Origin of the sequence: Providencia sp., assembly GCF_052096715.1 — a bacterium.
Lineage (GTDB): Bacteria > Pseudomonadota > Gammaproteobacteria > Enterobacterales > Enterobacteriaceae > Providencia.
In genome coordinates, this window is the sequence record NZ_JBQDNB010000024.1 from 31,211 (window position 1) to 53,116 (window position 21,906).

Here is a 21,906-nt window from a genome sequence, read left to right on the forward strand (position 1 = left end):
CTACACCCCCAATGCGCGTGCAATATCGCGGCAAGCATTTTTGTACTGCTCAGGCGTGAGTTTTTTTAACATCAGTTTTTGTTTTTGCTGCTCGTATTGCTCCCACACACTGAGCGCGGCAACTCGCCTACCTTCGAAAATATCTTCAATTTTTTGCCTGTCTGCAGGTTGGCCATTCAACAAAAAACCATTGCAGTATGTGATCATTTCAGTTGTTCTTAGCATTGGTCTTGCCTCTTAATGTACGCTGGTCTGGCGTGGTATCGCATTTAACGCAATCACTACGTTATTAATATGGTGTGACATGTCACGCCCCTCTAATAAGATTTCGCTAATCGCATCCGCAAAACGCTGTATTGCAATTGAAGCTAAATAATTTTTTGTATCACCACGCACTCGAGCTAACCTCGATGCAGGTAATGCAATTTCTATCGCCGGCATTAATTCAACTATTTTTCGCATTGATGCAGGTGAATCTCCACGCAACCAGCGGAAAATCTGTTGCCGATTATTATTAATCGCCTTCCAATCAGCTCTACCCTTGTCGTCTTCAATAACATTCAGACGCCCATTCTTGATTAAACCGGTATAGGCACGGCTGATCTCAATCGCGACATGTTCCTGCCCTTGTTCCGCAGCCCAGTCCTCGACTTCGGATCGGACAATATCGATATCAAAATTCATCTACTCGCGTCTCCTGTCGCAAAATTGATTATTAAGAATCAGTTTTTTAAATTGTTATTGGGTATATTCATCTTAAGCAAAATAGCTCATTCAACCTTGCTATAAAGCTCTGGTTGATATTTAAGCTTTCCATCTGTGATTCTAGAAAGCTTTAGCGCAGCTCTCTCTGGGATCACATTTTTCCAATAGTGAACAGCTGCATCGGAAACATTTAATTTTTCAGCTACAGCTCGTTGTGAACCAAAGTATTTAATAACTTCATCTTTGATCATTTAAGTCTCCTTTTTTAAGTTTATTTAAGTATCAATTTAAAGGAAACTTAAGTCAAGAAGATTTAAGATAACTTAATTATGATAAAAACATCGATCGGTGAGCGCATTAGGTTGCGAAGAAAAGAATTAGGGCTAACTCAAAAAGCACTTTCGGCGAAGGTGGGAGTTTCTCATGTTGCAATTTCTCAATGGGAAAAGGAAGAAACCGAACCTACGGGTAATAATTTGTTTGCTCTAGCAGACGCATTAGGTTGTACACCTGAATTTATACTCAAAGGAAAAGAAGAAAATTCAGGTAATATTGGATCACCTAATATAAATAACCCCAGAGGAGAATACCCTCTTATTAGTTGGGTTATGGCCGGAGCTTGGAGTGAAGCATTGGAGCCTTATGATAGACGTAACATTGATGAATTATACGAGACAACAGTCGCTTGTTCCGGAGGATCGTTCTGGTTAGATGTTGTAGGTGATTCAATGACATCATCCTCAGGTCTAAGCATTCCTGAAGGTATGATTATTTTAGTAGATCCCTCTATAGAGCCTATAAATGGGAAATTAGTTGTTGCTAAACTAGTGAATGAAAACGAAGCGACATTCAAACAATACGTTGTCGATGCTGGTAATCATTATTTAAAACCATTAAATCCACAATACAGAATGATACCAATCAATGGAAACTGCCGAATTGTTGGAGTTGTTGTTGATGCAAAAATCAAAAAACTACCATAAAAAAAGCCACCCCACATATGAGGTGGCTCGGCAACAAAATAGCTTATCTTTGAACTTTTTTAATCGCATCATCTAATAGGTTTTTAATTTCTTTTGTTGGTGCTTCTCTTTTGTGTTGTCTTAATTCATTAATCAAATCATCTCGAAGGAATACATCCCCACTCTGTAACATATACCACACAACCTTGCCTATCCATCCCATTACCTTTTCGTAATGTTCTCTTTCCTCTTTTTCAGTAACTATTTTCATAACCTCTCCAATTGAATTCAGGTCTTAATATATCAGTGTTACTTTTACAAAAAATAACACAAAACAGACACCTGAAGCACAGAACAAATATTACTTTAAGTTTTTTTAAATTAATGTTGACTTATAATTTAAGTTATCTTAAATTATGTTCATCGAAACAAACACAGCAAGTGTTTTGAAAGGTGTTCAAACCAAATTTAGTTTTGCTGTTATGTCGTAGGAGAACCGTAGCTCTCATTACGACCTACCATGATTACCACGGCATAACGGCAGATTTTTAGCAGTACCAGGGAATTTAATTAATAGCCGACCAAAGTTGTTTGAGGCAAGAAGCTATCGAAAACTTAGCGATAGTACCAAAGAAAGACCTGACAGCTCGGAAAGACGGGCAACCAGTTAATTTTGGGATTGGTGAATACGCAGGCTGATGCGTTGCAATCTTGTGAGTAGATGGAGAATGATGCCAGCATTGAGCGTTGGTAATCGACCAGTAGGGGCGAGGTGAAGTAGGCATATCAGTAAGGCATATGCTCACACGGAAGATGTTTTTTATCATGCCGTGCAAGACAGAACCGAGAAAATCAGTAAGACCTTGTAGGAGTTCAGTACCTACCACCAATCACCAAAATTAATTGGGAAATACCATAAATGACAGGAGACAATTATGTATATAGGCAAAAACAAAATGAAAAACATTAAGTTGGATGATGTTTTAAACCTTTTCAATCTTTTTCCAGAAACAGTATTTAGCTGTTGTGGTGACAGTAAATCAGCAACGCTTGAATTTGATGAGGACGTAAAAAAACCCACCTAAGTGGGTTTCTTTACCTCGGGTCGCCGACCAAAGCTAACCGAGAGTTCTACTAGCGCGACCAAACGCTAGAAGAGGCAAGACCAATGATAAATCACTGATCACCACTATTTTAATGGAGCTGCTATGAAAGCACAACCTAAAACCCTAAGCATTACGCTATATATCCACGCACAGAAGCAATTTGACGGCTCATATCGGTACAATGCCCACCCATTTAAAGCAGAAGCTAATTCATGTTTAGGTTTCGTTATTGCTGAACATATCACTGAGGTCCCCTTTACTGAACCATCGAATTTAGAGCTAGTTCAATTAGAGATTAACTCACTAAAAGCCGAGCAAAATAAAATACTGGCTGATGCGCATGTGAAATCAAGCCAACTAGAAGACCAGATCCAAATGCTACTTTGCTTGGAAGGTAAACCTATTTCTAAATCAGACGAACAAATCCCTTACTAAGAGGCAAGACCAATGACAACTTTTATCTGTGTATTTGAGCCAACAACCGAGGCTCGGACGAATGGAGCTGTACCTTTAACAATTGCATTCAATGCACCTAATATAAAAATTGCTGCTGCCACGGCAATGATTAAGCTTTCCGAAGCCTACCCCGAGTCGATGGACAACTTTGATATTGATGAACCTATTATCTGTGAAGATGCCGTAGGCTCACCTCGTCCCCCACTCGATCAATTCGATGAAAAATTCGCAATTGAAAACGAATTTGATGGTGAAAAATGGCAGCCGATTAAATATAAAGAGTTTAAAAAGCTTGCCACTAAGCCTCGTGTAGCGGCTTTACTGCTATTTGGTAAAACTCAAATTACTGATAAAGAATACACTTCTACGTTGAAGTACCTCAGTGATAGTGAAGAAGCCGAAACAAAAATTCGTCATATAGCCATAGGCCTTGCTGAAATCACCAAAGTTTCTTTGATGAATGCAGAAGAAACCATGGAAATCGCTCAGGCTATTTATGAGCATGCTGATGCTGATATCACGACCGAAGATGCCAAAGCCCTCGGTGAAAGCTGGTTAGTAGATGAACCTAAAATTGAGATTGTTGAAGATGAGCCTGTACTAAAGCGTGATTACGCCATGTTGGATACGGAAATTGCTTTAGCCTTATCTGGTAATGTCGATATTAGTAACGTTAAAGGTTCGGATGTTCGCAAAGCAAAAGAACTCATTAGCGCTGATGATAAAGTATGGAAACGCTTATCTATGGATTTACGCACTTATCCAAGCGTTCTCAATATTCCTCGCGAAACCATATTCGCACTTGTGACTGAGGTACAAAGCCACCCTGAATTATTTGATGATGCTAATGCACGTATCGCCTTTATTAACGGGAAATTAGGTAACACGGAGCCTAAGGTAACGTCGTTAGGTAATGGACGTTTCTCTATTGATAACTTAGAGACTAAACCGGCTAATGATGAAATAACCGCAACTAAGCTAACAGCAAAAGAGGAACCCGTAGTTTCTCCCGAAAAACCGAAACGAAATACCAAGAAAAAAGAAACACCGGCTAAGGCTGAAGAAGTCCCAAGTAAAGAAATCGCTGTTGAAGTGGTCAAAGAGCCCGAGATAGTCACTATCGCGCCAGTTGAAGTCATCGTACAACAAGATAATTTTGAGCAACGCGCCGAAGTCCTTGATGAAGTTCTTAAAGGTGATAATGACAACCTCGGCATTTGGAAGCGCGTACAGCGTACCGATGCACGTTTTACTAAGCCTTTAGAGGGGATGGGATTCGTTGGTACTAGCATAAACAGCAATTACATGTTCATGCGTGCCACCGAAATATTCGGGCCCATTGGCGAAGGTTGGGGATATGAAGTCATTGAAGAAAAGCTTATCGATGGGAAACCGCTTATAGAACCCGTTCTTGATGAGCGTAACAAGCAGGTTGCAACGCGTTTTTTACGTGATGGTGATGGCTCTTTATTCTGCGAACAAAACCACTCAATCAAGATCCGCTTTTGGTACATCATTGAATGCGAAACTCGTGGTGAATTTGAAAGTTATGGCGCCACTCCTTATCGGTACCAAACTCAATACGGCATGAAAGTTGATGGTGAAGCCATTAAAAAATCTCTCACTGATGCAATCAAAAAAGCCTTATCCATGCTTGGTTTTAGCTCTGATGTCTTTATGGGTATGCACGATAACCCTGAATACATTGTCAGCAATAAATTAGAATTTGAAATCAAAGCGGCCAGCGAAAAAGCAGAAGATATCACCCGTGTTCGTAAAGAGCTGGACGAGAAATTTACTCGCCATACCGAGACTATGCGCAGTGCGGTTACCGCTAATGAATTACGTGGGATTTGCTCCACCCTAACCCGTGAAATATCGACTCATGCCAAGCTAGCAAAAGAACGTGGCGATAGTGAATACGAAAAATATTTAAACGGCCGTTTACGCCGGTTGAATGAAATTGAAACCGAATGTTTAGACCAGCTTAACCAAAAAGAAGAGGCAATATCATGACCAAAACTACCGCTATCGCAATGGCTGCTGACTACAGCAAATTACAACAACTCGTCGAAACGGGTGAATTCACTGCCGAAGATATCGCGGACACCCTTGAAGGTATTGAATGTGAGTTAGGTGATAAGCTTGATGCGATTATGCTTTATGCCCGTAATTTAGAAGGTCAGGCAAAAACACTAGATGAAGAGTCTAAGCGCTTAGCTGACCGTAAAAAATCCTTTGAGAACCAAGTTAAAAACCTAAAAAAATACGCGCTAGATTGTTTGCTTACATCAGGCATGGATAAGCTGAAAACAACTAAAAATACATTCACTGCTCGTGTTGGTATTGTCCGAGTCATTATTGATAACGAAGCGGCTCTCCCTGATGAATTGGTTGATGTTCAAACTATTACTGCTCCGGATAAAAAACGAATAAAGGAAGCTATTGAAAATGGCATCGACATTCCTGGTGCTCATCTTGAAATCGGCGATCGTTCTTTGATGGTTCGTTAATACCTATAGCGCCCAGCCATGGGCGCATTATCAGGAGATAAAAATTATGGCCATGAAATTAGAAGTCATCATTACACATGATGAAACCAACAATAAATGTAGCGTTGAGTGGTCTGTTGACACAACGGAACGCACTACTACTCAAGAAGAAAAAACGTTGTCTATGGTGAAAAAGGCAGTTTTACTGCAATTAGGCTACCCAACGTCAACACCTGTTATTCACTAGCGTGACATGTCACGGAATATTGACTATGAAAAATAACTTAGAAGATTTGCACAACTCGAAAGACTCTCTGATGAAGATCTGAAAGGTGATGAGCTAAAACATGAAATCAGTAGAGCCAAAGCTGTTACCGAAGTGGCCTCATCAATTGTTGAAAATGGTAAGTTGGCCATTACAGTAAAACGCATGGCGAGTGAAGGTCGTATTCGAGACACGCCTAAATATCTTGAGGTTAAAGAATGAAACGCTTTGTTCATACAACCGAAATGTGCGAGTGGATGCGTAAGAATTACTTAATGCAACTAGACCAGTTAACTCTCGCATTTAACAAGCAATTCGGTATTGCACGCTCAAAGGAAGCCATTAACAGTTTACGTAAAAGCCTAAAGCTAAAAACAGGCAGATCGGGTACCTTTCGCAAAGGTCACACACCTGCCAATAAAGGTAAAAAGGGCTTAACCCGTGCAAACTCAAACTCATTCAAAATAAACCATAGACCACATAATTATCAACCTATTGGCACTGAGGTTATTACCACGATGGGTTATATAAAAGTCAAAATAGCACACCCGACAATATGGAAATTTAAGCACATATTAGTTTGGGAACAACACAACGGCCCTGTACCTAAAGATCATGTCGTTAAGTTTATTGATGACAACCTACTAAATTGCAATATCAATAACCTAATGGTGATTACCAAGTCAGAACATGGTGTTATCAATCGATTCTTTTCAGGGGCTCCTGCTGAACATAAACCTACTGTTTTGCAACTGGCCAGAATCAAAATCGCAATTACCGATCGTATAAAACAGAGGCAAGACCAATGCTAAGACACCAACACCAAAAAGACCAAGAAGTTAAAATTACCCTACCCGATGGATCGTACGGTTTTATTTCAACGGATAGGCGCTGCAATGTTTCTTATGACTTTCCTGCATATATCAAAATTGAAATTCAACCTACAGCTGTACAGCAACAAAGGAGTAGACAATGATTTATGGTTTATTTCTGATCATTTGCAGTGGTGCTGACTGCTTATATAAACCTTATGGCTATGTGTATCCCGATGAGCAAAATTGCTTGATGGATAAAGAAATGCTAACTCAACAAGGTATTTTATCTGAGTGCTATCCTGTTGAAGAAATCATCCGAGCCAATAATTGATTAAGCGTAATCAGTTTTATTTTTCATATTTAACTAGCATGGTGTTCTCTCAACGACCAAATGAGTTAACACCATGCAATTACAACCTTGGGTACCAGGGGAACAACTATTAACTGATTTTGATATTAAGTTAGGCCGGTTAGCAGCCAGTGTAAAAAATAAACCTTGCACTAATGCTGAAATAAAACGCGCTTGCGATACCGCCGACCTAATTATTTTATTGATGATGAGGCAAGACCAAAATGAGAAGCGATCATGACATTATTACTCAGGATGAAATGATAGAACTGACCGGCTATCAACTTCCGTCTAAGCAATGTAAAGCGTTAGAGCGTGCAGGGATATTTTTCATCAGACGACCTGATGGACGTCCAAGAACCACTTGGGGCCATTTTCAAAACCCATTATCTCAACGTCACCAAACTCCAGCTCAAGAAGAGCCTAATTTCGGAGCTATGTGATATGGCGAGGACTAGAAGAAACCCTGAAGATAATCATTTGCCGGTGCGAGTATATCGAGGAAGATCCGCATTTGAATTTAAACCAGTCAATGGCGGTACCGTTAGACTGTGCTCACTAAAATGTAGTATTGCTGAAATTTGGATTCATTACGAAAAGTATATTACTGATGAAAAAAATACAGAAAATTATAAATCACTCGTTGAGCAGTTTCTAAAGTCTGCTGACTTTATTGAATTATCCCGTGAAACCCAAAAGGATTATAACAAATACGCTAATAAAGTTTTACCCGTATTTGGAAAGATGCATCCTAATAACATTAAACCAGAGCACGTCCGTAAATATATGGATAAACGAGGTTTAAATAGTCGAACACAAGCTAACCGCGAAAAAACTTTTATGTCTCGTGTGTTCAGATGGGGTTATGAGCGCGGCATGGTAAAACTTAATCCTTGCCAAGGTGTGAAGCAATTCAAAGAAAAGGCAAGAGAACGCTATATTACAGATAGAGAATATGAAGCTCTGTTTCAATCCGCTCCACTCATCGTTCAGGTTGCAATGGAACTCGCTTATTTGTGCTGCGCTCGCCAACAAGACGTTTTGTCATTAAAGAAAGACCAAATCATGGATGTTGGTATTTATATCAAGCAAGGCAAAACGGGCAAAAGCCAAATTAAAGGTTGGTCTGATAGGCTTCATAAAATCATATCCATGGCGAGTGAGCTGCCTCTTGATGAGAGCATATCAAGTTTGTTTATTGTTCATCAGCAAAACGGACGTGCATATACGCGTGATGGATTTAATAGTCGATGGAGAAAAGCTAAAGAGCAAGCTGTCATTAATCACCCTGAACTCTCTTTTGATTTCACTTTTCATGATTTAAAAGCAAAAGGGATCTCTGATCTCGATGGAACGCTGCAAGAGAAACAAAAAATATCAGGGCATAAAAATATTGGTCAAACGGCTCGATATGATAGAAAGGTTGAAATAGTGCCAGTGGTAGGTAATCAGAAATAATGAATAATAATTCCAAGTGTGAATTTTATATTCTGAAAGGATATTCTGAAAGGATATTCTGAAAGGATATTCTGAAAGTATTATGAAGTGTGATTTAGGACACAAAAAAAGCCACCTAAAAGGTGGCTTCTTCGTTACTCTAACTTGTTGATTACTCAATCAAGTTTTATTTGGTGCCCAGGGCGGGACTTGAACCCGCACAGCCTAAAGGCCGAGGGATTTTAAATCCCTTGTGTCTACCGATTTCACCACCTGGGCTAAATTTTTGGAGGCGCGTCCCGGAGTCGAACCGAGCTACACGGATTTGCAATCCGGTGCATAACCGCTTTGCTAACGCGCCTTTTCCACTAATCTCTTAGAGAGATTGGAGCGGGAAACGAGACTCGAACTCGCGACCCCGACCTTGGCAAGGTCGTGCTCTACCAACTGAGCTATTCCCGCATGAAGTTTTCACTTCTAATTTAGCTTTTCAAACTGGCTGATTTACTTATTTTTTTTCGTAAACCTAGTTGCCGTCCGATGCGATGCATTCTACTGATTTCACATTTCGAGTCAACACAATTATTGAAATAATTGAATCGTTCGCTGTTTTTTCAATCATTTCGATCAAGCTTCGCTCAAATCACTCCATGCAGCCATCAAATATTGGAACATTGACCAGAAAGTTAAGATTGCAGCAACATACATTAATGCGATAGAAAGATTCTCAATCAATGGATTTGGACGCCATAACAAACCAACAAGTGACATCATTTGCGCTGTTGTTTTAAATTTCCCGATCCAAGAGACCGCCACACTACTACGCTTACCTATCTCTGCCATCCACTCTCTTAGAGAGGAAATGATAATCTCACGAGCAATCATCGTTGCAGCAGGCAATGTGATATACCAAACATCATAACTCTCAGTGACAAGAACCAAAGCAGTCGCCACCATCACTTTATCTGCGACTGGATCTAAAAACGCCCCAAACTTTGTGGTTTGCTTCCAAAGACGGGCTAAAAACCCATCAAACCAATCAGTCACCGCCGCAATAACAAAGATTAATGCACAGGCAAAAGGCCCCCAGCTCACTTGCAGGTAGAAAGCCAATACAAAAAACGGTATCAGGATGACTCGAAATAAGGTCAACCACGTAGGTATATTTAATTTCATCGCGCTCACTAACTTTTTGACCAAGTTGGATATTATAAGTATGTTGCCCTAAGACACTTACTGTTTCAATGCATTATAAATCTTTTCTGCCAGTGCGTATGAGATCGAGGGCACTTTTGCGATCTCTTCTATACTCGCATTGCGTAAAGGCTGTAATCCCCCCATGTATTTCAAGAGCATTTGGCGGCGCTTAGGCCCAATTCCTTCTATTGATTCTAATGCACTGGTATTTTTAACTTTTGCTCGGCGTTGTCTATGTCCTGTAATAGCATGATTGTGAGACTCATCTCGAATATGCTGAATAACATGCAACGCAGGCGAATCTGGTGGTAATGAGAAACCTTCACCTTCTGGTTTTAAAAATAGCGTTTCAAGCCCTGCACGGCGATCACTTCCTTTTGCCACACCAATTAATAAAGGATGGTCTTTATTCCAGTCCACTTCTAAAGAGTCAAAAACGTCTCTAGCTTGACCAAGTTGCCCTTTTCCCCCATCGATGAAAATAATGTCAGGAATTTTATTTTCATCGATATGCTTACCATAACGACGAGTTAGCACTTGATGCATGGCAGCATAGTCATCGCCTGGGGTGATCCCTGTAATATTATAGCGCCTATATTCAGATTTAACCGGACCGGTTTTATCAAACACAACGCAAGAAGCAACAGTTTGCTCCCCCATGGTATGGGATATATCAAAACATTCCATGCGAGAAATCGAATCGAGTTTAACAACTTCTGCCAATGACTTTATTCGTTGAATTATCGTTGACTGTTGCGCAATTTTTGTTGATAACGCAATCAATGCATTAGTACGTGCTAATTTTAAGTAACGTGCTCTTACACCGCGAGGTTGACTTTGAATATTAATTTTTCGCCCAGCAAGTTCAGAAAGTGAGCTTGCAAGTAACTCTTTTTCAGCTAAAGCAAAATCAATCAGTATCTCACCAGGTAACGTTCTATTCTCACTACCTTGCAGATAGAACTGCCCTAAAAAAGTTTGAACAACTTCATCTAATAAAGTTCCCGACGGTATCTTAGGATAATAGCTACGACTTCCTAATACTTTCCCTTGACGAATAAATAAGACATGGACACAAGCTAGTCCTGATTCAAATGCCACGCCGATAACATCCAGATCGTCGCTTCCGCCTGAAACATATTGCTCTTCAGTTACCGCTCGTACCGCTTGTATCTGATCACGAAATCGTGCCGCATCTTCGAAACGGAGATCTTGGCTCGCCTTTTCCATGCGTTCAATTAAACCGGTCAGAACTTGCTTATCTTTCCCAGTCAAAAATAGACGAACATAGTTGACTTGCTGGTCATATTCTTCATCAGTCACTAAACCTTTAACACAAGGCCCCAAACAGCGCCCTATTTGGTATTGTAAACAAGGTCTAGAACGATTCTTATAAACGCTATCTTCACACTGACGGATAGGAAACAATTTTTGCATCAAAGCCAGTGTTTCTCTCACAGCATAAGAATTTGGGAATGGCCCAAAATATTCACCCTTTGCATGTTTAGCGCCGCGATGTATCGACAAACGAGGATGAGTTTCTTTGCTTAAAAAGATATAAGGATAAGATTTATCGTCTCGCAACAATACGTTATAGCGTGGTTGATACAATTTGATGTAATTGTGTTCAAGCAATAAGGCTTCAGTTTCGGTGTGAGTCACCGTGACATCTATTGAAGCGATATGCTTGACGAGTTGTTCTGTCTTACGACTACCAACATTTTCTCGAAAATAACTCGATAATCGTTTTTTAAGATCTTTTGCTTTTCCAACATAAATAACAGTTCCGCCAGCGTCATACATTCGATAGACGCCAGGCTGGTTAGTCACTGTTTTTAAGAAAGCTTTTGGTTCGAACTGTTCTGCCACCCTGATAAACCCTGTTTTGCCGTAATTAAACCATAACTGATTGCTATGTGTGTTAATTCTACATCACTACAGATATTAAGTTTACCAAACATTCTATATCGATAGGTATTTACTGTTTTTGGGCTCAACGTAAGCGACTGCGCAACCTTTTTAATTGAAATTCCCTGTGTTATCATCAACATAATTTCAAGTTCTCTAGCAGATAACAACTCATATAAGTCATGTTCATGACTATGAAGCAGCCTCTGTAGGGCAATATCTTGAGCTATATCGGGTGAAATAATTCGGCGACGTGCGTTAACCACTTGAATAGCTTCAATTAAATCGTCTTCATTAATATTAATACTTAGAATACCAAAAATACCAATATCAAGTGCTTTAAGCACAAATGAATAATTACTACGGATATTATATATAATAATACCAACTTCAGGTTGAGTTCGTCGAAGTATTTGGATTGTTCTTAGCGACTCAAATTGGCAATTATCACTACTAATTAAAATAATATTCGCTCTTTGTTGTCGATTCCAAGCAATAGCGTGTTCTAGCAACGGAAATGATGCGACAATTTTACAACGTGATATTCGACTAAATATAGTTTCAAACCCACGAATAGTAATATTATTATCGTCAATAATTATAATATTAATCAATTACCCTTCCTATCCTTTATATAAACTAATAGACAGGATAATAAATGAAAGCTCAATAAAATTATATGTAATTTTTTAGCTTTCATTTCACAAAAAAAATCAATCACAATTTATAATAACTCTAAACTTAATAATCATTCTAATTATATAATTATTGACCTATTTCTTATAATAAATAGCCGTCATAATAACGGCTATTTTTATATTTAAATAAATAATTATTTTTGCCCTACTAATCGACAAATAGTTTCTGAAACTAAATAGCTTTTCTCAAATGAGCTAATAGGTAAAAACTCAAAACGAGAATGAAAGTTAAGTGCCCCTGTAAAATAGTTAGGCGTCAAAACTCCACGAGCAGACAATGCTGAACCATCAGTACCCCCACGCATAGGAATAACGTTTGCTTCAACACCTTGAACGTCTAGAGCTTCAAATATTAAGTTGATTGCCGTTCTATCATCGCCAATTGAGTCACTGATATTGCTATACACATCATCAATTTTAAATTCAATTGTTGCTCGAGGATGACGAGATCTAATTAATTCAACACTTTCATTTATAAAGCGTTTACGTGCTTCGAAACTATTTCGATCAAAATCTCGTATCGCCATTTTAATTTTTGCATTATCCGGATTTGCAATCAAATCGGTAAAATAAAAATATCCTTCCCGATGCTCCGTATGCTCTGGGGTATCAAAACGGTCAAAACATCCAATAAAATCATGAGCCACACGAATAGGATTTAACAATACATTCTTAGCAGACATGGGATGAGCTGTAATACCTTTAATCGAAACTTCAATAGAAGCAGCGTTAAATGTTTCGAATACCACCTCTCCTAATGCACAGCAATCAATAGTATAGGCAAAATCGACCTTGAAACGAGATAAATCCATTATTTTTGACCCACGAAGTCCAATTTCTTCATCAGGAACAAAAGCCACATATATATCACCACAATCAAAATCTGCATGTTGTAGTTTATTCATTAACTCCATTACTACTGTCACTGCGGCTTTATTATCCGCACCTAGTACACTAGTTCCATCGCTAAAAATAATCTCTTCACCAATGTAAGGCGATGCTTCAGGATGTTCTACAGATCTAAACCATATATTTTCTTGTGTATTCAAACATAAATCTTCGCCTTCATACTTTAATGTTTGAGGCTTAATTACAGGAGATAACCCAACATCTACCGTATCCAAATGGGTGACAAACCCAATTTTTGGTGCTAACGGATTACTACCCGGGCGTACCGCATATAAAATCGCATGATCATCAATATAAATATCTTTTAAACCATAACTTTCTAACTCTTGTGCCAATAATTTAGCTAACTCACGCTGCCCTTCAGTACTTGGCACAACTGTTGCTGAAGCATCACTTTGACTTTCTATTGTTAAATAGCGGTAGAAACGTTGTTCAAGCTGTTTACCTAACTCATTCATTACATATTCCTTCTACTCAATTTTTTTGTTTATTATGCTGGCTGCCACGTATAACCACTATCAAAACCAATAGGAATATCAAAGGCCCAAAATAGATATAGTGTCGCAGTTAAGGTAATCAATAATCCTATTGTGAATGGGATCATCATTGAACAAAGTGTACCAATCCCTGCATTCTTATAATATTTTTGGCAATACATTAAGATTAATGGATAAAACGGGAACATTGGCGTACTGACGTTCATTGCCGAATCACTCACACGGAACGCTGCTTGCGTTAATTCTGGTGAAATACCAACCGCCATTAACATTGGAACCAAGACCGGAGCCATAATAGCCCACTTAGAAGTGGCAGAAGTGATCATAATATTCAAAACAGCTGTCAATAAAATAACGCCAAATACGGTCATACCGGATGGCATATCTAATGTACGCAATAATTCAGCACCAGATAATGCAAGTAATGTACCTAAGTTTGAATGTTGAAATGAATACAAAAATTGTGCAGCAAAGAATGCAAAAACAATAAAAGGAATTAATGACTTTGTAATATTTTCCATCGCCTTAACCACATCTTTGGTTGAGGTAAAAGATTTAGTCATATAGCCATAAACAACACCAGGAAGAGCAAAGAAAATAAATAAAAGAGGTACCACAATTTGCATAATTGGTGCTTTCGGGCTAGTTAAACTACCATCGGGACCTCGTAATGGCGAATTTTCAGGCCATAATAGTGCAAATAAACCTACCCCTAGTGCAATAAGAACTAAACCTGCAATACGAAAAGCCCGGTGCTCTATTGGCTTAATTTCACCCAATTTTTGCTCTGAGTCCGTATCTACTTCAGCTATTGTAATAGGGCAATTTTTATTTAACCACGGTTCAACAATTTTTTCTGTAATAAACCAGCAAGTAAAAATAACACCAAATGTACCGCCTAAACTAAAAAAATAATTACATAAGACATTTACGGTATAACCAGGCGCTAACATTTGCGCTGCGTCTTGCGTGAAACTCTGCATTATAGGATCAATAATTGATGGTGTATAACTTGCAGTAAATCCGCCTGCAAGTCCTGCAAATGCAGCAGCAATACCCGCTAAAGGATGCCTTCCACTTGCATAAAACATCATGGCGGCAACTGGCATTAAAATGACATATGCAGAATCAGAAGCAATATGAGAAACGATACCAACAAATACAACAGTAGGAGTTAGCATTTTAGGTGAAATAAAAGAAAGCATTTTTTTCAAAGCAGTATTAATAAAACCACTACTTTCAGCAATACCAATCCCTAAAGTTGCAACAATTGTAATTCCAAGCGGTGGGAAATTAATGAAATTTTTCACTGCTGTTGTAATAAATAGTATTATTTCTTGGTACTGAAACATATTTACAACAGCAATTTTCTCTTTTGAAATAGGATGATAATAACTAAAATCTACAAATGAAAGGAGATAAGATAAAAACCAACATATTATTAAGGCATAAACAAATAGCATTGTGACATCAGGCATAACATTACCGATCCGTTCAACGCGATTTAAAAAACCTTTTTTCTTTGGAAGTGTATTAGTTGTCATATTTACAAGCTACTTATGTTATTAGAATAGAAACTTTATTACAGTAGTTAACCCGTTTGAAAAAGTAAAACACTTTTGTAATTTGTTTTAACAAGATAAATCAGCCACTCACCTTAACATTAAATTAATTTAATGGATTAGTTATTTTCATTAAGCTAATTTACTAAATTTTTTGATACTATAAACATCGCTTTAGTTATATCACTTAAATCGGTTGTATTTAATACAAAAAGAGAATAAAAAAAATTTTTTATTCTCCTTGTCAATTCAAAATATAAGTTAACTTTATGAGTATTATTCTCGTCTAAGTTTCTCAGTATTCGCAATATAGAGAGCTACAACAAGCACTAAAATAGCACCTGCATGTAATAAGGTCGTCATAGGGTCACTATGGTCGACAATAATCAAACGAATTATTGCAGTAATTCCGATATAAATAAAATATCTTAGCGGGAAGTGATATCCAGACATAAAATATTTAATTATCAATGCAATAAACTCAAAGTAAAGAAAGTAAATAACAATACCTTCTAAAAGTTCATACGCCGTCACTCCCTTAACATCACCAAACATCAGTGCTGCCATAGTTACTGTTTCTTTAACTAAAAAGAAAACAAGTACCGCTGCTAACGCAATTAATCCAATATTCAATATCCACTGTAAAACCCATGCTATATTGCTAGCGTGACGCATTCCCTTCATATTATTCATTCATCATTCCTCTAGAATCACGCATTGGCTATCTTTTTATATTAACCCAAGCGCGTACTTTTACTTACTTAAATTAAAGTTCAATCAATGCCATTACAATAAAGTTTTCCTGATTGTAATTCAATTTTAAGACGCAAGCATTACAACAGAGGGGCTAAATTTACTTTAGATAAACTGTAAAGAGTAAAAGCTGGCAAGAAAACCAGCTTTATAAATAATTATTAACTCATCATATTCATGATGTCTTGTTCTGTTAACGTTGGTGTTTTTTCAGCAAAATTATAATATTTTGGCTTGCTATCGATATAAACTTGCAGACTCAGTTCGGCGTCTTTGCTTTCATCAAACAAGGCCGCTGAGACATAATAAGTGGAAGGTGAATGCAAATGATAAAATAAATGTGTACCACAGTTATTGCAAAATGCCCTCTCCGCCCATGAAGAAGACATAAAACGAGTGATAGACTTATCTCCTTCAATTTTAATATCACTACCGCAATCAATACTAATTCCAGGACCACCATTCCATTTTTGACACATACCACAGTGACAAGCACTCACTTTATCAACAGGCTTGTTTGTTAAAATTTTCACTGAACCGCAAAGACATTGACCTTGATGCATAATATTTTCCTTAATAAAAAATCATCTATATACTCACGTTTTCACTTGATAACCTTATTCCTATTTTAATCATAGATCCTAAATTGACGCCCTGTAAATCGCTTATCATTAATATTTTCACTTAAACGAAGGCGACTTACCTCAATGACCTCACGTTCAGACTCAAGATCACCAACCTCATGTTCATGGACACTTGCCTGTTCTGATATATATTTTAACTGTGTTGTACTATAGGGTGCTAGGTCGTAGGAAATTGCACTATCAGTAACCTGTGCAAATACGGATGTACTCGTCAATAACGCAACCACCATGAATAAATTAGCCAATAACATTCGCTTCATAAACATCTCCTATTTCTATGTCTCAGTTTTATCCCATATCTACGTCAAATAACACCAAGATTGGGTAATTGTTTACGTAGATAAGTAAATGAATAAAATTACGTCGAGTTGTGTTTAGTTAACCAAAGTTATTAATCATCTTTGTCACCATCAATATAAAAAAAGGGAGCACTTAGCTCCCTTAATCACCTAAAAATATAAGCTATAAATCATTTGAAGTATCTTTATCTGACGCGTTGATCTCTTTAAATAAATACCAACAAAAATACAGCAAAACAATTATTCCAATAAATAACAATACCCACAATGCGATTGTCATCCAATTCACATCATCATCAACTAACTCAATTGAGCTCAGTCGTTCTACGCCACCAAGTTCAATAACTTTATCTGTTGCATAAAGTTCAGGATAATGCGACATCACCTCATCAACACCATATGGTTTACCAATGAGATCGCTATACGTCATTTTATCAAGATTAGCCTGCTTATTACCCCACACTAACAAATAAGGCGCGGCACCTTGCATATTAAAAATAATATTAATGCCATCCCTTTGTCCGTCAATACGAGGAGGACTCTCTTCCCAACTTCCCTTTAATGCAGTGATCCTTAATTTTCTGATCATTTCACCATTGAGTGCAATAGTCGGATTACTAACACTTTCCCCATCAGTCACTTGGTTGTAGGCAACTATATTTCTTAATAATTTCCAGTCATCAATATTTTCAGATGAATACTCGATTTTTAAAGGAATAACCCTATTTGATTGCTGTAACTTGACCTGTAGTTCAGAAAGAGGCTGTGAAGACGCGAGTTGATAAATAATGTGTTCTCTCGATACGCCATCATTGGTCATTTCAAAATGAAATACCTGCTGACGACGCGTTGAATTTAAAATATTGGCGGTCGCATTTACTTTTTGTAAATCAGGAACGAGGACTTCTGGTGCGCTAACAACAATCGCCATCAAATAAGGCGCATTCAATACCGCAGAATTTCCACGCAAAAGCTCAATGGTATTACTTGCAATAGTACCTGAATCTAATTTCAAATTCATGATAGGCTGATTGGCAGAAATATTAACCCAATCTTTTTTATCATTACTTGCATAAATGAAAACCTTCGCTTGCCATTCCTTTTCACTTTTTGCCCAATCTAAATTCAAGCTTTGAGCTAACATTTCCTTATTTTTAGTTTGATCTCGCGTCAATAAATAAGCCTGGTAATTTGTCTGTTGCTTCCTTTGCATATTCGGTAATTCAATTCGAGTCACTTTTCCAGGGATTGCTTCAACTAATAAATATTGTTGGTCATCTAAATATTCATTCTGTGACTTTACATTATCAACTTGTGCAATTAAGCGTTGAGGCACAAAAGAAATATTAGAAGTCGAAATCGATTTTTCTGCATCATAGAAAAGAGCTGAAGGTACTTCATCACCTGTACCGTTAAAAACGCGTACATCCTGCAATGTTTTTGGATACGCAGAGTTAATATAAGCTTCTGGAGGTAACTCCAACCAGAAAAAAGGACTATTACTATCTTGGATATCTAATTCTATGCCTTGATAATAACTATAAGGTGTCGCCTCTTTAATCTCTTCACCATAAAGATGGCTTGAAAATAATAATGCCAAGGAAAAGACTGAAAGTAGCCCTTTAAATCCTCTTTTTTTTATTAGGCTCACGATTGCGTCTCCTTCTCTTGTGCAATGTCATGATCAACTTTAGGTGGTAGTGGTGAGAAATAACCAACAATTAATATCAATAGCGCAACAACAATAAATGAAATCGCTCGTGATATGCCATCTTGCCCATATATATCAATAAGGAACAATTTAACAATAACACACGCAAAAATGCTGGCGCCACTGAACCACCAAATTCGATTTCTCTTCACCGCAGCAATGACCATGCATACTAATGCAGCAAGTGCCCAGCTAATTGAAAGCACGGTTTGAACTAAGCGAGAATGATATAGCACATAAAAATTCCAATTTAAATCTGCAAAGTCTGCGGTTGCACGAATAAGAATGCCATTAAACCATAATACAGAAAGAGCAGCTGTCGCCACCACAAGTCCTCGCATAATCCAAATATCATACTCGGTAACTTTTTTAAGTTTTTGCGCAAAACCTCGATGCATCAACAAAATTGCAGCAATACTAAAAAGGCCTGCTTCATCTAATGGATTAATTAATGGAATATAATTCCAGAACATTAATTTGCCATCTTCCAAGTTCGCACAATAAGATAAGATAATAAGCACGACCATTACAGGTAAGAAGCTATACCAATAAATAAGCCCATGACGTCTCATTGGAGATAATCTATTTTGCTGTAACCAATAAAGCACTAAAGTGGTCAAGGTGATTGCCATAACATAGAAGAAATACCCTAGTTCATGCATACCCCAAGGTAAAATCTCCACAAACCAATTTACCTGTGTTGCAATAAATGCGAGTATCAACCAAAAATTTGCACCATGTAAAACGCGTTGCATCCAGATATTACGGACTTTATATGCATGAATAACAAATAATATGGAGCTTCCCAAAATAACTGGCCATATTAACGAGCCTTCACCAAGCCCCATTGGATTTTCATCATAGATAAAATTGAGTGCCAGATAATAATATCCAACAAGCCAAAGAAAAGACTGACATAACAGTAAAGGAACCCAATCTATCTTAATTGCATATGAACGCCATATCCAAACCGAAATAACGACAAGTGCCATAATAATGAAACCTTCTGACTCACCACTCCAAGACAGAATATCGGTAATCATTGGCACCCAACAGGCCCAAACAATTAATCCTAAAATTAAGAAACCATAACTTAAAACATCAAAATGGCTTTCTTGTTTACGCCTCGAGTGAAATAACCCTCCAGCACAAAAGCAAGCTACCAATAATACGGGCACCATATAAGTACTACTACGTGTCCAATAAAGATAAGGATAATCACTCAGCAGTGTAATCGCACTGACAACAATAAGTAATGAGCCAATAAGAGTCATTTTCTTTTGATTTTGCTGCAAACCGAACCAAAGAATAAGTAGACCTTCCATCGACCAAATAATCGACGTCCACTCAAAAGTTAAGGCAAGCGGTATTGCGAGGGTGATAAAGCCACTACCAATAATGATATTACCCAATGCCATATTTTTACCTGCATTTTTATAACGCTTATGAATATGCAAGCCAGCAATGAGATAGAGGCACCCCAATAATAAAGTAACAAAAGCAGGTAATAACCCAATACCTTCTGAAATAAAATACTGTAATGCAATACTGATAAATGGCGGAACGAATAATAACGTATTATCCACCACTAACTGCTGACTATGGTCAAAACGTATTGCAAATAATTGAGTTAATGCATTAAAGATGATCAGATTAGCAATAATAAACAGTTGGCAAGACAGGTAGTATTCCGCCTGATAATTAGTTAATCCCCATAGAATGGCAACACCATAGGTCATAAACATGCCAACTAAGTTAAGTGGTCGCCATGCTTGCCACAAACTAATAATCAAAATAGCACCTGATAGCATCAGATAATAAGAAAACAGAATGATGTGATTTCCACCACCCGTTGATAATAATATAGGTGCTAAATAACCACCAATCGATGCTAAAATAGCTAAGCTAATTGTACGTTGAAGTAATGCTAACATGATACTCGCCGCACAAATGAGCAACATGAAAACAAATGTCATTGCATAAGGTAACATCGTATATAACTTAAATGCTGCAAATACGGTAATGTACAAGCAGCCAATTGCGCCGCCTTGTAATATTAAACCAAATAACTCTTTTTTATTACGCAGCCACCACCCCGTACCGAGTAACGCTAAGCAGCCCACGGTGCTGAGTAGTAATCGAATTTGCGGCGAAATAATATCATTTTGCACGGTGTAATTAAGTAGATAGGCAACGCCTAAAAACAATAATAATATTCCGACCTTAGCGAGAGGATTTCCTTTAACCAACCAGTTAAAGAAATGACCAAAAATTGATGGGTTATTATCATTATTTCTCATTGTTGAAGTGCTAGTTTTCACACTATCAAATCGATTTAGGTTTATCCCTTCAACAGGTATTTCAGCGGTTAAGTTAGCTACTCTAGGCGTTTCTTGTGGGATGACTGCTGTATAGTTAACCGTTTCAGATTGACTAGATTGCGAATATAACGTTTTGTCGGTAAATTCCGACACTAAAACAGGCAGCTCCTCACAGCTATTGTTGACTTTGATTTGTGATGGACGACCTTCAGTTTGGGTGCTTTCTTGAGTATCAATGTCTATATCATGCTTTTGATTATATTGTGAAACTACTGTCTCAAGAGAAAAAACACGTTGATTTAACTCAGAAATCTGATGATTTAACCGACTTGTTCGATTAATTGCCATGATAGCCAAAATGGGGGCTATACCAAGCAAAATAACTAATATGAATCCTACTAGTATCCAAATATCCACAAATAGGCTTCCTCATAATGAAATTCGTAACTAAGAATACGGCTAACACTCACTCTCAGTGGTAAACGCTAGTGTAGATAGCATTGATGCCCTTGCCAACTCAATGTAATAAACTGTTACAAAATAATTATTGCCCCACCAATTCAACTCCCCACAGGAGTATCAAATAAAGATGAGTTTATATCTTTGTATCATCGCTTACCTTAAAAATTAAAAAATTCAGAAAAAGCTTAATAGCTATTTAACACCGCTAAAATTTATATATCCTTTTATAAAATATTATTAATACTATTTTTTCGATGCTCGCATTTAGATAATAATTAATTTTGTTTAAAAATAGAGAGATAGTTAGTGTTTTTTATCATGATTATGATATTTATATATTCAGTTCTAATGGAACCAA

General features: G+C 37.6%; 26 protein-coding genes and 3 tRNA genes. 12 read left to right on the top strand and 17 right to left on the bottom strand.

Features of this window, described 5'->3' with window-relative positions; all coding sequences use genetic code 11:
• The 3 genes from ACTH6U_RS16220 to ACTH6U_RS16230 all read right to left on the bottom strand — a co-directional run bounded on the left by ACTH6U_RS16220 (position 1) and on the right by ACTH6U_RS16230 (position 956).
• Positions 1-225 (bottom strand): hypothetical protein, encoded by a 225-nt coding sequence (locus ACTH6U_RS16220; protein WP_441832642.1) that lies wholly within the window; start codon positions 223-225, stop codon positions 1-3.
• Positions 226-237: 12 nt separating this feature from the next.
• Positions 238-684, bottom strand: coding sequence for a toxin YdaT family protein (locus ACTH6U_RS16225; RefSeq protein ID WP_441832643.1), 447 nt, complete (start codon positions 682-684; stop codon positions 238-240).
• A gap of 86 nt (positions 685-770) precedes the next feature.
• Positions 771-956, bottom strand: a complete 186-nt coding sequence (locus tag ACTH6U_RS16230; protein WP_441832644.1) for a Cro/CI family transcriptional regulator — start codon at positions 954-956, stop codon at positions 771-773.
• A gap of 78 nt (positions 957-1,034) precedes the next feature.
• Here ACTH6U_RS16230 and ACTH6U_RS16235 point away from each other — a divergent pair, with 78 nt between their 5' ends.
• Positions 1,035-1,688, top strand: a complete 654-nt coding sequence (locus ACTH6U_RS16235; protein ID WP_441832645.1) for a LexA family protein — start codon at positions 1,035-1,037, stop codon at positions 1,686-1,688.
• A gap of 43 nt (positions 1,689-1,731) precedes the next feature.
• On the opposite strand, the gene ACTH6U_RS16240 is transcribed toward ACTH6U_RS16235, so the two are convergent.
• On the bottom strand, positions 1,732-1,938 hold the full coding sequence (locus tag ACTH6U_RS16240; RefSeq protein ID WP_441832646.1) for a hypothetical protein: 207 nt from the start codon (positions 1,936-1,938) through the stop codon (positions 1,732-1,734).
• 664 nt (positions 1,939-2,602) lie between these two features.
• On the opposite strand from ACTH6U_RS16240, the gene ACTH6U_RS16245 reads away from it, so the two are divergent.
• From ACTH6U_RS16245 to ACTH6U_RS16295, 11 genes are all read left to right on the top strand, one after another.
• Positions 2,603-2,752: a hypothetical protein gene (locus ACTH6U_RS16245; RefSeq protein WP_441832647.1), complete on the top strand. Its 150-nt coding sequence runs from the start codon at positions 2,603-2,605 to the stop codon at positions 2,750-2,752.
• 123 nt (positions 2,753-2,875) lie between these two features.
• Positions 2,876-3,208 (top strand): hypothetical protein, encoded by a 333-nt coding sequence (locus tag ACTH6U_RS16250; RefSeq protein WP_441832648.1) that lies wholly within the window; start codon positions 2,876-2,878, stop codon positions 3,206-3,208.
• A 12-nt stretch (positions 3,209-3,220) separates the two neighbouring features.
• Positions 3,221-5,245 (top strand): hypothetical protein, encoded by a 2,025-nt coding sequence (locus ACTH6U_RS16255; RefSeq protein WP_441832649.1) that lies wholly within the window; start codon positions 3,221-3,223, stop codon positions 5,243-5,245.
• On the top strand, positions 5,242-5,742 hold the full coding sequence (locus ACTH6U_RS16260; protein WP_441832650.1) for a siphovirus Gp157 family protein: 501 nt from the start codon (positions 5,242-5,244) through the stop codon (positions 5,740-5,742). The genes ACTH6U_RS16255 and ACTH6U_RS16260 overlap by 4 nt, the downstream gene beginning before the upstream one ends.
• A 46-nt stretch (positions 5,743-5,788) precedes the next feature.
• Positions 5,789-5,968: a hypothetical protein gene (locus ACTH6U_RS16265; protein WP_441829790.1), complete on the top strand. Its 180-nt coding sequence runs from the start codon at positions 5,789-5,791 to the stop codon at positions 5,966-5,968.
• 236 nt (positions 5,969-6,204) lie between these two features.
• Entirely contained in the window at positions 6,205-6,798 is a 594-nt protein-coding gene (locus tag ACTH6U_RS16270; RefSeq protein WP_441832651.1) for an HNH endonuclease signature motif containing protein, read from the top strand.
• Positions 6,792-6,962, top strand: coding sequence for a hypothetical protein (locus ACTH6U_RS16275; protein WP_441832652.1), 171 nt, complete (start codon positions 6,792-6,794; stop codon positions 6,960-6,962). The genes ACTH6U_RS16270 and ACTH6U_RS16275 overlap by 7 nt, the downstream gene beginning before the upstream one ends.
• Positions 6,959-7,132, top strand: a complete 174-nt coding sequence (locus ACTH6U_RS16280; protein WP_441832653.1) for a hypothetical protein — start codon at positions 6,959-6,961, stop codon at positions 7,130-7,132. The genes ACTH6U_RS16275 and ACTH6U_RS16280 overlap by 4 nt, the downstream gene beginning before the upstream one ends.
• A 73-nt stretch (positions 7,133-7,205) precedes the next feature.
• Positions 7,206-7,391, top strand: coding sequence for a hypothetical protein (locus ACTH6U_RS16285; RefSeq protein ID WP_441832654.1), 186 nt, complete (start codon positions 7,206-7,208; stop codon positions 7,389-7,391).
• Positions 7,375-7,593, top strand: coding sequence for a DUF4224 domain-containing protein (locus ACTH6U_RS16290; RefSeq protein WP_441832655.1), 219 nt, complete (start codon positions 7,375-7,377; stop codon positions 7,591-7,593). Before ACTH6U_RS16285 ends, ACTH6U_RS16290 begins: the two co-directional genes overlap by 17 nt.
• Position 7,594: 1 nt before the next feature.
• The gene (locus ACTH6U_RS16295) at positions 7,595-8,608 is read left to right on the top strand and encodes a tyrosine-type recombinase/integrase (RefSeq protein WP_441832656.1); all 1,014 of its coding nucleotides are present in this window, start codon (positions 7,595-7,597) and stop codon (positions 8,606-8,608) included.
• Positions 8,609-8,779: 171 nt separating this feature from the next.
• On the opposite strand, the gene ACTH6U_RS16300 is transcribed toward ACTH6U_RS16295, so the two are convergent.
• The 13 genes from ACTH6U_RS16300 to ACTH6U_RS16360 form a co-directional block, all read right to left on the bottom strand.
• Positions 8,780-8,866 (bottom strand) — tRNA-Leu (locus ACTH6U_RS16300).
• 8 nt (positions 8,867-8,874) lie between these two features.
• Positions 8,875-8,948, bottom strand: a tRNA-Cys gene (locus ACTH6U_RS16305).
• A gap of 25 nt (positions 8,949-8,973) precedes the next feature.
• Positions 8,974-9,049 (bottom strand) — tRNA-Gly (locus tag ACTH6U_RS16310).
• Positions 9,050-9,214: 165 nt separating this feature from the next.
• On the bottom strand, positions 9,215-9,763 hold the full coding sequence (pgsA, locus tag ACTH6U_RS16315) for a CDP-diacylglycerol--glycerol-3-phosphate 3-phosphatidyltransferase (protein ID WP_336430837.1): 549 nt from the start codon (positions 9,761-9,763) through the stop codon (positions 9,215-9,217).
• A gap of 57 nt (positions 9,764-9,820) precedes the next feature.
• Positions 9,821-11,653: an excinuclease ABC subunit UvrC gene (gene uvrC, locus ACTH6U_RS16320; RefSeq protein WP_294107647.1), complete on the bottom strand. Its 1,833-nt coding sequence runs from the start codon at positions 11,651-11,653 to the stop codon at positions 9,821-9,823.
• Positions 11,620-12,306 carry a LuxR C-terminal-related transcriptional regulator gene (locus tag ACTH6U_RS16325; RefSeq protein ID WP_441832657.1) on the bottom strand — a complete coding sequence of 229 codons (687 nt, stop codon included), beginning with the start codon at positions 12,304-12,306 and terminating at the stop codon, positions 11,620-11,622. The genes uvrC and ACTH6U_RS16325 overlap by 34 nt, the downstream gene beginning before the upstream one ends.
• A gap of 218 nt (positions 12,307-12,524) precedes the next feature.
• Entirely contained in the window at positions 12,525-13,757 is a 1,233-nt protein-coding gene (gene pepT / locus ACTH6U_RS16330; RefSeq protein ID WP_294107651.1) for a peptidase T, read from the bottom strand.
• Between the two features lie 32 nt (positions 13,758-13,789).
• Positions 13,790-15,340 carry an AbgT family transporter gene (locus tag ACTH6U_RS16335; RefSeq protein ID WP_441829474.1) on the bottom strand — a complete coding sequence of 517 codons (1,551 nt, stop codon included), beginning with the start codon at positions 15,338-15,340 and terminating at the stop codon, positions 13,790-13,792.
• A gap of 294 nt (positions 15,341-15,634) precedes the next feature.
• Positions 15,635-16,042, bottom strand: coding sequence for a phosphate-starvation-inducible protein PsiE (gene psiE, locus ACTH6U_RS16340; RefSeq protein WP_434719611.1), 408 nt, complete (start codon positions 16,040-16,042; stop codon positions 15,635-15,637).
• Between the two features lie 230 nt (positions 16,043-16,272).
• Positions 16,273-16,674 (bottom strand): GFA family protein, encoded by a 402-nt coding sequence (locus ACTH6U_RS16345; protein WP_294107657.1) that lies wholly within the window; start codon positions 16,672-16,674, stop codon positions 16,273-16,275.
• 65 nt (positions 16,675-16,739) lie between these two features.
• Positions 16,740-17,015 (bottom strand): hypothetical protein, encoded by a 276-nt coding sequence (locus tag ACTH6U_RS16350; protein WP_434718698.1) that lies wholly within the window; start codon positions 17,013-17,015, stop codon positions 16,740-16,742.
• Between the two features lie 202 nt (positions 17,016-17,217).
• Entirely contained in the window at positions 17,218-18,705 is a 1,488-nt protein-coding gene (locus ACTH6U_RS16355; RefSeq protein WP_441832658.1) for a DUF3999 family protein, read from the bottom strand.
• Complete coding sequence (locus ACTH6U_RS16360; RefSeq protein ID WP_441832659.1) at positions 18,702-21,503, bottom strand: DUF2339 domain-containing protein; 2,802 nt, start codon at positions 21,501-21,503, stop codon at positions 18,702-18,704. The genes ACTH6U_RS16355 and ACTH6U_RS16360 overlap by 4 nt, the downstream gene beginning before the upstream one ends.
• Positions 21,504-21,906 lie beyond the last annotated feature (403 nt).

Coding starts and splice junctions, on each gene's coding strand:
- ACTH6U_RS16220 (WP_441832642.1), bottom strand. CDS start 225: ATGCTAAGAACAACTGAAATGATCACATACTGCAATGGTTTTTTGTTG.
- ACTH6U_RS16225 (WP_441832643.1), bottom strand. CDS start 684: ATGAATTTTGATATCGATATTGTCCGATCCGAAGTCGAGGACTGGGCT.
- ACTH6U_RS16230 (WP_441832644.1), bottom strand. CDS start 956: ATGATCAAAGATGAAGTTATTAAATACTTTGGTTCACAACGAGCTGTA.
- ACTH6U_RS16235 (WP_441832645.1), top strand. CDS start 1,035: ATGATAAAAACATCGATCGGTGAGCGCATTAGGTTGCGAAGAAAAGAA.
- ACTH6U_RS16240 (WP_441832646.1), bottom strand. CDS start 1,938: ATGAAAATAGTTACTGAAAAAGAGGAAAGAGAACATTACGAAAAGGTA.
- ACTH6U_RS16245 (WP_441832647.1), top strand. CDS start 2,603: ATGTATATAGGCAAAAACAAAATGAAAAACATTAAGTTGGATGATGTT.
- ACTH6U_RS16250 (WP_441832648.1), top strand. CDS start 2,876: ATGAAAGCACAACCTAAAACCCTAAGCATTACGCTATATATCCACGCA.
- ACTH6U_RS16255 (WP_441832649.1), top strand. CDS start 3,221: ATGACAACTTTTATCTGTGTATTTGAGCCAACAACCGAGGCTCGGACG.
- ACTH6U_RS16260 (WP_441832650.1), top strand. CDS start 5,242: ATGACCAAAACTACCGCTATCGCAATGGCTGCTGACTACAGCAAATTA.
- ACTH6U_RS16265 (WP_441829790.1), top strand. CDS start 5,789: ATGGCCATGAAATTAGAAGTCATCATTACACATGATGAAACCAACAAT.
- ACTH6U_RS16270 (WP_441832651.1), top strand. CDS start 6,205: ATGAAACGCTTTGTTCATACAACCGAAATGTGCGAGTGGATGCGTAAG.
- ACTH6U_RS16275 (WP_441832652.1), top strand. CDS start 6,792: ATGCTAAGACACCAACACCAAAAAGACCAAGAAGTTAAAATTACCCTA.
- ACTH6U_RS16280 (WP_441832653.1), top strand. CDS start 6,959: ATGATTTATGGTTTATTTCTGATCATTTGCAGTGGTGCTGACTGCTTA.
- ACTH6U_RS16285 (WP_441832654.1), top strand. CDS start 7,206: ATGCAATTACAACCTTGGGTACCAGGGGAACAACTATTAACTGATTTT.
- ACTH6U_RS16290 (WP_441832655.1), top strand. CDS start 7,375: ATGAGAAGCGATCATGACATTATTACTCAGGATGAAATGATAGAACTG.
- ACTH6U_RS16295 (WP_441832656.1), top strand. CDS start 7,595: ATGGCGAGGACTAGAAGAAACCCTGAAGATAATCATTTGCCGGTGCGA.
- pgsA (WP_336430837.1), bottom strand. CDS start 9,763: ATGAAATTAAATATACCTACGTGGTTGACCTTATTTCGAGTCATCCTG.
- pepT (WP_294107651.1), bottom strand. CDS start 13,757: ATGAATGAGTTAGGTAAACAGCTTGAACAACGTTTCTACCGCTATTTA.
- ACTH6U_RS16335 (WP_441829474.1), bottom strand. CDS start 15,340: ATGACAACTAATACACTTCCAAAGAAAAAAGGTTTTTTAAATCGCGTT.
- psiE (WP_434719611.1), bottom strand. CDS start 16,042: ATGAAGGGAATGCGTCACGCTAGCAATATAGCATGGGTTTTACAGTGG.
- ACTH6U_RS16345 (WP_294107657.1), bottom strand. CDS start 16,674: ATGCATCAAGGTCAATGTCTTTGCGGTTCAGTGAAAATTTTAACAAAC.
- ACTH6U_RS16350 (WP_434718698.1), bottom strand. CDS start 17,015: ATGAAGCGAATGTTATTGGCTAATTTATTCATGGTGGTTGCGTTATTG.